At 63.2% G+C, this 12,874-nt stretch carries 12 protein-coding genes; 3 read left to right on the forward strand and 9 right to left on the reverse strand.

From position 1 onward, the window contains the following. Positions 1 to 301 precede the first annotated feature (301 nt). The gene (locus AC5RUM_RS16740) at positions 302 to 1,327 is read left to right on the forward strand and encodes a DUF808 domain-containing protein (RefSeq protein ID WP_494035990.1); all 1,026 of its coding nucleotides are present in this window, start codon (positions 302 to 304) and stop codon (positions 1,325 to 1,327) included. 165 nt (positions 1,328 to 1,492) lie between these two features. On the opposite strand, the gene AC5RUM_RS16745 is transcribed toward AC5RUM_RS16740, so the two are convergent. The 3 genes from AC5RUM_RS16745 to AC5RUM_RS16755 are packed head-to-tail and all read right to left on the reverse strand — an operon-like array spanning position 1,493 to position 4,562. Then, positions 1,493 to 2,281: a carbon-nitrogen hydrolase family protein gene (locus tag AC5RUM_RS16745; RefSeq protein WP_494035991.1), complete on the reverse strand. Its 789-nt coding sequence runs from the start codon at positions 2,279 to 2,281 to the stop codon at positions 1,493 to 1,495. A 36-nt stretch (positions 2,282 to 2,317) separates the two neighbouring features. Beyond that, on the reverse strand, positions 2,318 to 3,673 hold the full coding sequence (locus AC5RUM_RS16750) for an APC family permease (RefSeq protein ID WP_494035992.1): 1,356 nt from the start codon (positions 3,671 to 3,673) through the stop codon (positions 2,318 to 2,320). 10 nt (positions 3,674 to 3,683) lie between these two features. Further along, the gene (locus AC5RUM_RS16755) at positions 3,684 to 4,562 is read right to left on the reverse strand and encodes a carbon-nitrogen hydrolase family protein (RefSeq protein WP_494035993.1); all 879 of its coding nucleotides are present in this window, start codon (positions 4,560 to 4,562) and stop codon (positions 3,684 to 3,686) included. Positions 4,563 to 4,659: 97 nt separating this feature from the next. Here AC5RUM_RS16755 and AC5RUM_RS16760 point away from each other — a divergent pair, with 97 nt between their 5' ends. Beyond that, positions 4,660 to 5,427 carry a FadR/GntR family transcriptional regulator gene (locus tag AC5RUM_RS16760; protein WP_494035994.1) on the forward strand — a complete coding sequence of 256 codons (768 nt, stop codon included), beginning with the start codon at positions 4,660 to 4,662 and terminating at the stop codon, positions 5,425 to 5,427. A gap of 291 nt (positions 5,428 to 5,718) precedes the next feature. On the opposite strand, the gene AC5RUM_RS16765 is transcribed toward AC5RUM_RS16760, so the two are convergent. After that, a complete protein-coding gene (locus AC5RUM_RS16765; protein ID WP_494035995.1) occupies positions 5,719 to 6,291 on the reverse strand; it encodes an Ltp family lipoprotein in 573 nt (190 codons plus the stop codon). Between the two features lie 188 nt (positions 6,292 to 6,479). Here AC5RUM_RS16765 and AC5RUM_RS16770 point away from each other — a divergent pair, with 188 nt between their 5' ends. Beyond that, complete coding sequence (locus tag AC5RUM_RS16770) at positions 6,480 to 7,109, forward strand: DUF4352 domain-containing protein (RefSeq protein ID WP_494035996.1); 630 nt, start codon at positions 6,480 to 6,482, stop codon at positions 7,107 to 7,109. A 975-nt stretch (positions 7,110 to 8,084) separates the two neighbouring features. Here the strand turns inward: AC5RUM_RS16770 and catC are convergent. The 5 genes from catC to AC5RUM_RS16795 form a co-directional block, all read right to left on the reverse strand. Next, positions 8,085 to 8,363, reverse strand: coding sequence for a muconolactone Delta-isomerase (catC, locus tag AC5RUM_RS16775; RefSeq protein WP_494035997.1), 279 nt, complete (start codon positions 8,361 to 8,363; stop codon positions 8,085 to 8,087). A 29-nt stretch (positions 8,364 to 8,392) separates the two neighbouring features. Next, a complete protein-coding gene (locus AC5RUM_RS16780; protein WP_494035998.1) occupies positions 8,393 to 9,493 on the reverse strand; it encodes a mandelate racemase/muconate lactonizing enzyme family protein in 1,101 nt (366 codons plus the stop codon). 134 nt (positions 9,494 to 9,627) lie between these two features. Next, positions 9,628 to 10,470, reverse strand: coding sequence for a catechol 1,2-dioxygenase (catA, locus tag AC5RUM_RS16785; protein ID WP_494035999.1), 843 nt, complete (start codon positions 10,468 to 10,470; stop codon positions 9,628 to 9,630). Positions 10,471 to 10,513: 43 nt separating this feature from the next. After that, entirely contained in the window at positions 10,514 to 11,488 is a 975-nt protein-coding gene (locus AC5RUM_RS16790; RefSeq protein ID WP_494036000.1) for an amidohydrolase family protein, read from the reverse strand. Between the two features lie 68 nt (positions 11,489 to 11,556). Beyond that, complete coding sequence (locus tag AC5RUM_RS16795) at positions 11,557 to 12,840, reverse strand: FAD-dependent oxidoreductase (RefSeq protein WP_494036001.1); 1,284 nt, start codon at positions 12,838 to 12,840, stop codon at positions 11,557 to 11,559. Positions 12,841 to 12,874: the final 34 nt, after the last annotated feature.

Here is a 12,874-nt window from a genome sequence, read left to right on the forward strand (position 1 = left end):
AGCCTTTGTGGCCATGCAACTGCCTGGAAACATTTCCGGCCTCCAGCGGTCATCACGGCTAACAGTCAGAGCATGCAGTTTCCTCCACGGCGAGGCCCGCGTCAATTCCCCGGGGATATTTCTGAGCCCTCCCATTCGTGCCATCCTCCGACCGTGAGGCGACGAATCAGAACGATAGTTCCGCCTTTCACTCCCGTCGATGGGTTGCCCGCCGTCGATATACTGCAAACATGCCAATCACACGCCTCGACATAGGCAGCCACACTCAGCCGTCCACCCTTGAGCAGCACGGGGGCGATCTGTGAGCGGCGGTCTCGTCGCCCTGCTGGATGACGTCGCAGCCTTGGCCCGTATAGCGGCCGCCTCGGTGGACGACGTCGCTGCCGGAGCGGCCAAGGCAGGGGCCAAGGCCGCCGGCGTGGTAATCGATGACGCCGCAGTGACCCCGCAGTACGTGTCCGGGGCGGACCCGTCCCGGGAACTGCCGATGATCAAGCGGATCTTCTGGGGTTCGCTCCGGAACAAACTGCTGATCATCCTGCCGGCCCTGCTGGTCGTCAGCGCCTTCGTCCCATGGGCCATCCCGTTCATCCTCATGCTGGGCGGCACGTACCTTTGCTACGAGGGTGCCGAGAAGGTCTGGCACAAGCTCCGGGGCCACCACACCGCAGAGGAAGATCATCCGGCGGTTGAACGCGGCCCCGAGGCCGAGGCCAAGGTCGTCAAGGGCGCCATAACCACCGACTTCATCCTGTCCTGCGAAATCATGGTCATCTCGATGAACGAGGTGGCCCAGGATTCCTTGCTGTCACGGGCGATCATTCTGGTGGTCGTGGCCCTCGTGATTACGGTGGCCGTGTATGGTGCCGTCGCTCTCATCGTCAAGATGGACGACATTGGGATGCACCTGGCCGCTAAAGATTCCGCAGGCTCCCAGCGCGTCGGCGAGCTGCTCGTCAAGGGGATGCCCGCCGTGCTGGCCGGGATAACCTTCATCGGAACGATCGCCATGCTGTGGGTTGGCGGCCACATCATGCTGCAGGGGGCCTATGACCTCGGCTGGCACGGTCCGTATGACCTGGTCCATGTCCTCGAGCACCCCTTCGAGGGGATCGCGGTGGTTGGCGGCTTCCTGGCCTGGCTCGTGAACACGTTGTGCTCGGCAGTCATCGGACTCGCCTGGGGCATCGTCGTCATGGCTATCGTGCATCCGCTGCTCAAAGCGCTGCCGTTCGGCAAGAAGAAGGGCGGGCACGAGGAGGGCGACATCCGCGCCGAACTTGCCGGCTACCGGCCGACGAAACGTGACGCCGATCCCGCCTCTTAGCTAGGGGCCCGGCAGAAACATCGCTCCGCGGTTACGGGACGCTGTTGGTGTAAGTCACCTCGCTCAGGTCCCGGCGGAGGATGTCGCTGCGGGTCTCGCAGCCGTGCGGCCCACTGCTCTCGGTGCAGTGGGCCCCGTCTCTTGGGTGGCAGTCGTGGAAGCCAGTCAGTGCTGCCGCAGCCGCCGCTGCCGGAACATCGGGAATTGCTCCTTTACCCGCGCCACTGTCGCAAGCGAGATCTCCACCGTCCGCACCCCCGGTTCAAGGCCCAGGTCGGTCTCTGTGAACCCCATGGGATCCACCAGGACGCTGCGGCCCACGGAGACCGGCGGGGCCTGGCACACGCCTGCCACGTAAACGCTGTTCTCGATGGCCCGCGCTGCGTTCAGTGCCAGCCACTGCTCTGTCTTGTGGGTGCCCGGCACCCAAGACGAGCAGACCAGCAGGACCTGCGCGCCGGCGTCGGCCAGTGACCTTGCCAGTTCCGGGAACCGCAGGTCGTAGCAGGTCATCAGCCCGAACCGCACTCCCCCGTGTTCGAAGATCACCGGAGTGGTGGACGGCCCCGGCTTGATGAACGTCGATTCCCCGAATCCCTGGGCGTCGAAGAGGTGGATCTTCCGGTAGCAGGCCAGCTGCTCGCCGTCGGGCCCGAACGCCACCAGGGTGTTGTACGCCTTGCCCGGCTCCTCCGAGGTTTCCACCACGCCCGCCACCAGCGCGATGCGGTGGCGGCGGGCGGTGTTCGCGAGTTCCTGGCAGACGGGACCGTCCAGCGGCTCCGCGTTCGCCGGGAACGTCGCGTCCACGGTCTTCTTCTCGTATGTGGCGTACTCCGGGAAGGCGACCAGCGCGGCGCCGTCGCTCGCGGCCTCGGCGGCGAACCGGTCGATCGCTGCGAGGTTGGCCTGGATATCGGTGCCCGACTCCAGCTGCCCGAGCGCTATCCTCACGCCAGTTCCCTCCATCGGCTGTTCTGTGGTCAGGGCCTAAACGGCCGCCTCAACCGTCGCCTTTTCCGTGGCCGTCATTTCCGGAGGTGCCGCCTTGAAGCCGCGCGTGATCAGGGCAAGGACCACCAGACCCAGCACCAGCCAGGACACTCCCAGCGTAATCGCGTTGCTGTCCAACTGGGAGAGCAGGTAGGCGCAGATGATGGCGCCGATCACCGGGACCACCACGTAGGACACGGGGTTCAGCTGGTTCCCGACCCGGCGCTGGCGCAGGTAGTGGAACACCACCGAGGCGTTGACCAGGGTGAAGGCGGTAAAGGCGCCGAAGTTGATGAACGACGTGGACGTGGCCACGTCCAGGAAGATCGCGATCAGGCCGATGATGCCGGTGACGACCAGGTTCACCACCGGGGTGTGGAACTTAGCATTGAGCCGGCCAAAGAACGCCTTCGGCAGGACCGAGTCCCGGCCCATCGCGTACAGCAGCCGCGAGGCGCTGGCCTGCGCGGCGAGGCCGGAGGCGAACTGCGCCACGACCAGGCCGGCGAGGAAGACCGCGCCGAACAGCTGCCCGCCGATCTGCAGCGCGATGGAGCTGGCCGCGGAGGCCGAGTCCTCGAACGCGCCGCCGGGGTGGACCAGCTGGGTCACGTAGGACACGGTCACGAAGATGCCGCCGCCGATCAGGGCGATGAGCATGATGGCGCGTGGCATGTTCTTACGCGGTTCGACGGTCTCCTCGGTGAGGGTGGTGACGGCGTCGAACCCGAGGAAAGAGTACGCGGCAATGGCAGCGCCGGCGGAGATAGTGGCAAAGCTGGACGTGTTGTTGAAGAACGGCTGCGTGCTCGCCAGGCCGCCGGCGCCCGCGGTGGACACCACGTTGCCGATGGACAGCGCCACAAAGAACACGATGACCAGCAGCTGGAACGCCATGAGCACGTAGTTGGCCTTGTCCGCCACCTTGATGCCCAGGATGTTCAGCAGGGTGGTGATGAGGACGAAGCCCACGATCCAGAGTCCGATCGGGATACCGGGGAACTGCGCGCTCAGATAGGAGCCGCCGATGAGCCAGATGACCATCGGCAGGAAGAGGTAGTCGAGCAGGATGGCCCAACCGACGAGGAACCCGACCCGCGGATCGATGGACCGGCGGACGTACGTGTAGGCGGAACCGGCCACGGGGTACGCGATGGCCATCCGGCCGTAGCTGTGGGCCGTGAACAGCATGGCGACCATTGCCACCAGGTAGGCGGAGGGCGATGCCCCGCCGGTGGCTTCGGCGATGATGCCGAAGATCCCCAAGACGATCAGCGGGGTCAGGTACGCCAGGCCGAACAGCACCAGGGACGGCAGTTTCAGCGTGCGGGTGAGGGTGGGTGTTGTTGTCACGAGTGGTTCCTTAGGCGTTGAAGGTCTGTGGAGCCCAGGTGGCCGGGGTGATCCGGCCCTGATAGACGGGCAGTTCGACGGCGTCCTCGCCGTCGCGGAACTGGGACCAGGGGCGGTTGAGATTTTCGGTGCCGTGCGTCCTGACATGCTCGACGGCGGCAAGGTCCAGTTCCGCCGTGAGCAGCTGCGGCTGATCGTCGGGTGCCTCGGCGAGGGTGTTGCCCTCGGGGTCGACGATGATGCTCAGGCCCTTGCCGGTGGGGCCGGCGCAGTTGACGCTGACCACGAAGACCTGGTTCACGATGGCGTTTGCCTTGGCGAGCACCAGCTCCTGGCGGCGGTCCGGCGTCGTGGTTTTCACGACGTTGAGAATCACCTCGGCGCCCATCCAGGCGAGCTGGCGGGAGACCTCGGGGAACCACGCGTCGTAGCAAATGTTCAGGCCCATCCTGCCGACGCCGGCCAGGTCCACGGTGGTGAACCGATCGCCGGGGTCATACGGCTCGAATGGGCGCCAGGGGAAGACCTTCCGGTAGTAGCCGGCCAGCTCCCCGTCCGGGGACAGGACCAGCTGGGTGTTGAACAGATGCCCTTCCGGGCCGCGCTCGCACACGCTGCCGGGAACCAGCCAGATGCCGAGGTCCGCAGCGAGTTGTTTTAGTTCGCGGACACGGGGCCCGTCCAGCGGTTCGGCGGAGGCCTGGAGCATTTCGGTGCGCTGCTGGTCGGGGTCGGAATCCCCGAACAGGTGCAGCTCCGGAAACACCACCAGCCTGCTGTGCGGCTGGACGGCGAGGGCGGCCGTGACCTCGTCCGCGAAGGCCGAGACGGTTTCGCCGATAAGCCGCGGCCGGGCCTGGGCAGCGATGAGGGGAAGGGTGCGTTGCATGGGGTTATCTCCACGGTGGGGTGTGTGATCTGAACTATATTAGATCAGAATGATCCAATTATGGGAAGAGGTGGAGATGGGCCGTAAAGTAGCGGATATGACCCGTCAGTTGGAGGACACCGCCGAGCCTTCGCCTATCGGTGCGGGAAGGCTGGCCGGCATCGACCGCCGAAGCGCCATCGATGCCGTCCGGCTGCGGATCGGCATGGCGATTTCACTGGGGCTGCTGAAACCCGGCGAGCGTCTGCCCGACCAGGAGGACGTGGCCCTGGGCCTGTCGGTCAGCCCGATCACCGCCCGGCGGGCGCTGGCGAGCCTGGCGGAGCAGGGCGTGGTGGTGCGCCGCCGCGGGCGGGGCGGCGGAACGTTCGTGGCGGACGAGCCGCCGCGGAACGTGCTGGCCGAACTCTCCGCATCACCGGCCGAGTCCCAGGCTGTGAACCGGCTGGTGGACCGGAGGCTGCTCTTCGAATGCGCCGTGACGCACTACGCGGCGATCAACGCCACCGCTGAGCAGCTGGATGAACTCGAGCGGCTGACGCGTGACATGGCTGAATCCTCGGACTGGTCCGACTACCACCAGGCGGACGAGCAGTTCCACCAGCTGGTGGGCACGGCGTCGGGGCTGGGGACCGCCGTCGAGGTTTACCACGAGACACTGGCCGAGCTCTACGCCTACTTCATCCCCTACCCGATCGAGCTGCTGCACAAATCAAACTGCGACCACGTCACGCTGGTGGCAGCCCTGCGCGCCGGAGATGTCCAGGAAGCAGTGGAGGTCTCGCGCAAGCACGTGGACATCTTGCACCGGACGATGTTCATGGGGCTGACGGAGGGTGGGGCTAGCGCAATGACTACTGACTGACGTGCTACCTCCGGCTGCTGCGTCGGGAGCCGACCGAAATCGTTGGGAGCCCCGATCAGCACGGTTATCGAAGGCCCCGGGACTACCGCCGTTCTACCGGAGGCGATCATCCGGCCAATGATTTTGCTAGTGGCTTTTCGTGCACGGTGCGCATACCCGGCAGCCCGGACCTTTCTGATGCACAGTCCATGTTTCCCAGGACATTGGACGCACGTCATGACGCCTGCCCACCCTTACGCCGTCACACAACAAAGGGGCCCCCAGATGGGAGCCCCTTCAGTTTGCTGCCTTTTACTTCAGGTTCTGAACTGCGTAGTCGGCTTCCGCCGGCGTGAACTTCTCGCCGCTCGCCGATGTCAGCTGCTGGCGGATGGCCTCCGGGGACATGGACATAGTCTCCTGGTAGCTCTTGGCCTTCGCCAGGGCATTCGCCTTGTAGTCTGCCTTGAGGTTATCAACAGCATATTGCGCTGCCTTAGGCGAGAACTTCTCGCCGAATTCCGATGTGAGCTGCTGGTAGATGCCGGCCTTGCTCATGTGCATAGTCTCGGAGTAGGACTCCGCCTTCTTCAGCGCGGACTTGTACTCGGTAGGGACTGCCGGTTCTGCGGGGGCCGTCGATTTTGCGGGGGCCGGAGCAGCAGGTGCCGCTGCCGATGCGTCCGCGCTAGGAGCGGCAGTAGTTGAAGGCTTGTTACCAGCGTTGGCAATCGACGAAATGATAATGATCCCAATGATGATCAGAGGGAGTAGGAACCGCTTCTTCTTAAACCAAGGCCGAGTAGCCTTTCTGTACGCCTTGTCCGCTGCCGCCTGGGCTTTGCCGTCCCGCGGAGCGCTCGGCCCCGTTGTGTTCTCTGTCATTGCAGATCCTGTCTAACTAACTTGGCTAATTTCTCTGGGTGGCGTCTCTGCCGCTGCATCACTGAGATGTAAAGCCCTGCGTCAGACCAAATGACAGGTCGGTCCCCCCGACAGATCATAGCGACAAGCTCACGATTTCTCGCATATGCCACGTCAGATTACTGTGCTCTTATCACTCGCATCGCCATATGGGGGAATCTTTGAAGAAGCACATCGCACCACTGGGTCTTGCAGCCCTCATCCTGACGGGCTGCTCGGCCCCGGCAGCGTCGCCGCAGCCGTCGGCCCCGTCGGTTGAGCCCGCAACCACACAGTCCGCCATGCCGTCACCGTCGGCGTCTGCCACTGCGTCAGCGGCAGCCACGAGGAGCGCTCGCGGCAACCTCATCAAGAAGATCGGGCAACCTGCTGGTTTCACGTCAGATGACGGGGGAACACAGGCAGCGACGTTCGTAATCAAGTCGATTGCACCCATCAAATGCACCGAGCCATACGCACAACCTGCCAAGAACGGACACTTCTTGGCTGCAACTGTGGATCTGCAGACGTTCCCGGTACTGGCAGACTCTTCTAATCCCATGGTCATGATGCAGTCCCCGAACTGGAAGTTCATTGCATCGAACGGAACGACGTTCAACGCCGACCTCGGTGGCAACTCTTACGGTTGCATCCCCGAGGCGGAAATGATCCCCGGCCGCGTCGGTCCCGGTGAAAAAGTAACAGGGAAGATTGTCTTCGACGTTCCCGCTACCACGGGCATTCTCGCCTTCGGTGTTAACGGGGGGACCGACTGGGAGTGGGTAATCCCCACCAAGTAGACAAGTCTCGGCCAGGAAGCAGTAGGCCCCGCCGCCATTGGTCGCGGGGCCTCCTTCTTGATAGGAGACGATGGGCCAAGCTCCCTGCCAGCGCATCCTTTCCATCGGAACCCGGAGCGCCAACCATGGCTTTCCCGGTCTTACTTACGCGCCCCTACCTCCGGACCGCCTTTGCCCCTAGCGATGGACCGGAAAGAGTGCTGTGCGTGCCTCGGAATGTGAATGCTGCATATAGCTGGCGAGGAACCCTAGAGGGACCCACGCGCCGCCTCCGCGCGCATCTTTTGCGCAGAGCCGCCCCAGACTGGGGTCGCGCCCACACCCCTGAGGTCAGCGATCCAGGAGACCCTTATCGGGGAACCTGGCGATCGGCCCGCGGACCAGCTTTAGCAGTGGCATGAAAACTAGCGCGAAAGAGTTGAGCCGCGTCATCGCTGAGCGAGCGCGCCTCTCTCGTGGGTCGAGTAGGCAGGTAGCGACCACGGCCGCCACGCGGCGTGAACGAGCCGCTGCCTCCACCGTGAGCAAACCTCCGATCCTGGCCCCGAGGAGGATGCCGGGGCGGCCGTCGTCTTCAGCTGAAATGAGGTCGACCAGTAAGTCGACCCAGTCCTCCTAGGTCACTTTTCCGCGCGACGTTGTCACCGTTCGGCCGCAGAGAGGCATGTCCACAGCAGTCAGATCGACGCTCCGGCCAGCCAAGAGGGACGGAGCAGGCCAGAGTGCCGCCGCATGGGCTCCCGCGCCGTGGACGACGAGTATCCGCACCGGGGCGCTGGCGTCACGTAACCGGAGGAGGTGGACCCGATGGTTCCGCCTTGGCCACCACTCCGAGACCGGGGGCACGAGTGACTTCCTTCGGGCAGTCGGCAAGAAGCTCGCGTAGTCCTCCACATTGATCTCGGCCGGTTGATGAGGCAGCATCGGGTTCGCCTTTCCACGGTCAACAGCCGTTCACGGTTTTACACGGAGAGTTTAACCAATCGAGTTGGGGTGGGTGGCCAGAGGAGTGACCTTGATCTTCAGGTACTGGTACATCGGGAAGGCGCTGAGAATCCGGTGCAGTTCGTCATTGGATTCGACGTCGAAAACGGAATAGTTTGCGTATTCTCCAACTACCCGCCAGATAGCTGCAAGGCGCCCATCTTGCTGGATAGCCTGCGAGTATTCCTTTTCCAGCCCCTGAAGGTGCTCAACCTCTTGTGGGTTAAGGTGGGGCGGGAATTGGACATCCATGCGGGCAAGGAACAGCATTTTTCTCTTTCAGTTTGCTATGAGGTGGACTAATGAACGCGGTATGCGGCGAGCTTGTCCTCGTCAATTTCCGCACCTACACCGGGCACGTTAGGCACGGCGATGGTCCCGTCCAGAATTTGGATCGGGTCGGCCAGCAGGTCGTCGGCCATGTCCAGGAAGTTGGACAATTCCCCTGCCCGGCGGCTGGATGCTTCGTGGGCGGCTCCAAAGGTGACGGTGGCCAGGGAACCGATTTGGGTGTCGATTTGGCTGCCCATCGTCACGTCGATCCCTAGACCGGTGCAGAGCCCCAGGATTTGCGTGGCTTCGGTGAATCCGGAGCGTGCGGTTTTGATGCAGATGGCGTTGCAGTTGCCGGCCAGCAGTTCCCGGGCGACGTCACCGGCGGTGGGAACTGATTCGTCGCCTACTACTGGTATCGGTGACTTGTCCACGAGACGCTGACGGCTCATGATTTCTTTCGCATCGCATGGTTCCTCGAGCAGCGTCAGACCAAGTCCTTCTGTGCGGCGGAGTACTTCCAGGGCTTCGTTTGCCGTCCAGCCGCGGTTTGCGTCGAGGTAGATTTCGACGTCCTCCCCCAGCCCTTCGCGCAGTACGCGGCACGCTTCAATGTCGAGTGAGAGCGGCCTGCGCCCTACCTTGAGCTTGAAGGTGGTGATGCCGTAAATCTCGCCGAAGCGCAGTGCCTCATCGAGTAGTTCTTCCGGCGGACGGAAGCCGAGCATGTGGCTGAGCCGCATGCGGTCGGTGTAGCCGCCGAGCAGCTTGTGAACCGGCGTTCCGAGCGTCTTGCCGGTTGCGTCCCAGACGCCGATGTCAACGGATCCCTTGGCGACGTGATTGCTGACGGTTCGGCCCAGCACGGCGTGGATTTGTTCCCGGTCCAGGACCTCCATCCCGAGCAACTGCGGGGCGAACACGTTGTCGATGATCGCCTTGATGGATTCCTGGGTCTCGCCGTAGGTGTATGGGCGGGGAGGAGCATCAGCGACTCCCGCGACTCCTTCGTCGGTGTTGACGCGGACGAGGACATGGTCAGCGGTGCTGACCTCACCACTGGCGAACTTCAGGGGGTGCGTGTAAGGGATCACGTAGGGAATCGCTTCGATTCGTTCAATTTTCACGGGGCGTTCCTTCCGGCTTCAGACCGTGAGGGCGAGAGGGGCAGGTCTGAGCGCGGGTATTGGTGGAGAACCGTTGCGGGATCCTGAGGGAGGATCCCGCAACGGCAGTTGAGTTAGCTCATCACTTTTAGTGATTAGGCCTCGGGATCCAGGACGAAGTTGTAAGTAGTCTGTACTCCCTGCCCGTTGGGGCCAGGCTGGATGTCGAGCATCAGCTCCGGTTTCGTCGCGGTGGCGATGTCGTCATCGTTGTGCGGATCTCCAGGGAAGTAGAGCTGCGTGGTCAGAAGCTCGCATCCCGGAGCGGAAACTTTCAGGTGCAGGTGGGCCGGACGCCATGCATGCCAGCCCGCTGCGTTGATGAGGCGACCGCAGGCCCCGTCGGTTGGGATCTGGTACGGGGCCGGCTGGATCGTGTTGATCCGGAAGTTCCCCTCGTCATCGGTGATGAAGGTACCGCGCAGGTTCCACTCAGGGATATTCGGTGCGAACTGGGAGTAGAAACCGTCTTCGTCAGCGTGCCACAGCTCAATCTTCGCAAATGAGAAAGGGCTGCCATCGGTGCTGCGGACCTGACCTTGGAAGAGCATCGGGGTGCCCTTCTCACCAGGGCGCATGTCGATGGTTGCGGGGCTTTTGTGTTCCGGGGAGTTCGGGACGTAGTAGGGCCCCTCGATGGATCCCTTGTTGCCCTTGCGGTGGCTGGTCGCCACTTCCTCTACGGAATGCTCAACCCAGACGTCCAGAAACAGCGGCCATTCGCCATCCTCTCCGACCTGGATCAGCCATGCTTTTAGTGCGTTGTATTCGTCATACGTGACCCTTTCTTCCAGCACGATGTCGTTCGCGGCTTTAATAAGCCGCCCGGCGAGCAGGGCGACACGCTCCTGACTCGTGGCGGCACTGGTCAGCTTGTTCTCACGGAATCGTTGCGTTGCGTTGGCGCCGGAGGAGGCAGCGGTTGCTTGTGCGCTCATGTCTGTTGTTCCTAATACTTCAGGCGGTTGGGTCTGGGGTTCGCTAAAGCTTCAGGAGCTTCGCGGCGTTGGTGCGCGCGATCTTAGTTAGATCGTTTTCGTTGAGTTCGAGGTTGTCGAACCAGGTTGCCGCCTCATCCATTCGCTCGAACGGGTAGTCAGAGGAGAAGAGCAGCCGGTCTGCCCCGATCTCCTGAATGGTGTTAAGCAGGGCAGGAGTGCGGAAGTTTCCGCTTGTCGTGAGGTAGAAATTGTTGCGCAAGTAATGTCCGAAGGTTTTCTCGATGGAGATGCCGCGGGGAGCGACGGCAACCCTGTGGTCGGTGCGCCAGATGTTGAAGGGCAGCAGCTCGCCCAGATGACCGAGGATGATCTGGATTCCAGGGTGCCTGTCGAACAGTCCGCTGCCCATCAGCCGCAGTGCGTGGGTGCCGGTTTCGACCGAGAATGCCCAGGCGGAACCGTACAGCCACGGGTGTCCGTCGTACTGTGGGCTTCGCGAAGCCAGCGGGTCACGGGGGTGAAGGTAGAGGGGCACATCGAGTTCCTCCACCGTGGCCCAGAACTCGGCGTACCGCGCGTCGTCCAAGTACACAACAGTGTCCTCCGTGCCGATTTGCGAATAGCCGTTCACCAAGGCCCCGACAAGGCCCAGGTCAATCACGGCGCGGCGCAACTCAGCGACCGCGGCGTCGGGGTCCTGCATCGGCAGCGCGGCGAAGGAAGCGAAACGATCTGGATTGTTCGAAACCTGTTTGGCGGCGTAGTCGTTCAGTCGCTTCGACCAGTCCACAGCCTGCTCGGAATTGTGCAGCGACTGGATGCCGGGCGACAGCAGCGACAACACGGACTTTTCAATCCCGCACTGGTCCATCAGGCGAAGCCGGTCATCGTGGATGTCCAGCAGCATGTCCCGGCGTGCAGGCCAGGCGTCGGCGGTGAAATGCTCCGCAGACTGCTCCACGATGTTGGGGTCGGTAGCACCGAAGTGCTCTTCAAGGGCGATCTTGGCAACCATAAAAGTACTTTCCTTTGAGATTAGGTGGAGCATGGAGTGGCCACACCGGAGTGTGGGTTTGGGCTCGACTAGGAGGCAGCCACTTCGGGTTGGGCTGCTGAGCTGACGGGGATCGGGAGCCGTGCGTCCTGGCGTTGCAGTTCCGCCTGAATGGCATAGGTGTCGCAGGTCCTACCCAGTGCGGTATAGGCGGCGGCGATGCCTGCCGCGTGACCGGTGGCGAAGGCCGTGCCCATCACCCTGAGTGAAGACCCGGCGGCCTGGTCCCCGTCAAGAAGACGGCCAGCGGCGAAGAGGTTGGCCCTGTTCACGCTCTTCAGGCAGTCAAGGGGAATGCCGAAATAGCCGGGATCGGCGATGAACTTCCAGATCGAAGGGACGCCGGGGCCCGGGTGGTACTCCATGGGCCAGGCCCCGATAGCGACCGCGTCGCGACAGGGTTCTGGGAGGAGGATGTCGTCTTCGGTGAGGCGCAGCGGAGCAACCACGTGCCGGGATTCCCGGGTACCGAGCTCCGGGCCGGTCGACACGATGTAGGCGTTCTCGCACCCGGGCACGGTCTTGAGCGCCTGGAGGTAGGCCTGTGCCTGGAGGCGGGCATGGGCTTCAGCCCGGCTGGTGTCCATGGCGCTGCGCGCGTCATAACCCTCGTCCACGAGATAGGTGATGATGTCCCCGGAGACCGGGAGGCGGGCCACAAGCCCGGTTTCGGCGAGCAGGTTCGGCACGCCGGCAGCCTTGCTGGCAGTGACGGCTTTCTTCAGTGCGGCTCGTCCGGCGTCAACGTCGAGCGGGATTCCCCCGAAGCGGACGCCCAGAGTGCCGTTCTGCACCTTGCCGTCACGGCCGTAACGCACTTCGGCACCACTGTGGCAGGCCAGGTCAGCGTCGCCAGTGGCATCGACGAACGCACCCGCCGAGAATTCGTGGATGCCTTCGTGGTCCGCGACACGGACCGTGGTTACGGCCCCGCTGTGCGCTTTGGCGCCCACGATGAGGCTGTGAAGCCGAACATGTACTCCGGCTTCGTCGCACAACCGGTCCAGGACGAACTTGACGTCTTCGGGTTCGAAGACGACGGTGACGGCGTTGTACTTGCGAGGTTCGCTGACGGCGCCCATTTCACGCAGTCTGGCGTAGACGTCTTCCATGACGCCGAAAACGACCTGCTGCTGGTCATCCTGCGTGAAGATGCCGGCGTAGGTGACGACATTACGGAGCGTGGCGGCTCCGCCGAGGCAGGGTCCCTTCTCCAGAAGCAGTGTTCGGGCGCCGGCACGGCTGGCGCCGATGGCTGCGGCTACTCCTGCTGACCCTCCGCCAGCGACGATGACGTCATAGTGCTTATTCAATGTGTTGCCTTTCAAAGTGTGCATAGTGGTATGG

The organism is Arthrobacter sp. B2060, assembly GCF_059090445.1.

Coding starts and splice junctions, on each gene's coding strand:
- AC5RUM_RS16755 (WP_494035993.1), bottom strand. CDS start 4,562: ATGCAACGCACCCTTCCCCTCATCGCTGCCCAGGCCCGGCCGCGGCTT.
- AC5RUM_RS16760 (WP_494035994.1), top strand. CDS start 4,660: ATGACCCGTCAGTTGGAGGACACCGCCGAGCCTTCGCCTATCGGTGCG.
- AC5RUM_RS16765 (WP_494035995.1), bottom strand. CDS start 6,291: ATGACAGAGAACACAACGGGGCCGAGCGCTCCGCGGGACGGCAAAGCC.
- AC5RUM_RS16770 (WP_494035996.1), top strand. CDS start 6,480: ATGGGGGAATCTTTGAAGAAGCACATCGCACCACTGGGTCTTGCAGCC.
- catC (WP_494035997.1), bottom strand. CDS start 8,363: ATGCTGTTCCTTGCCCGCATGGATGTCCAATTCCCGCCCCACCTTAAC.
- catA (WP_494035999.1), bottom strand. CDS start 10,470: ATGAGCGCACAAGCAACCGCTGCCTCCTCCGGCGCCAACGCAACGCAA.
- AC5RUM_RS16790 (WP_494036000.1), bottom strand. CDS start 11,488: ATGGTTGCCAAGATCGCCCTTGAAGAGCACTTCGGTGCTACCGACCCC.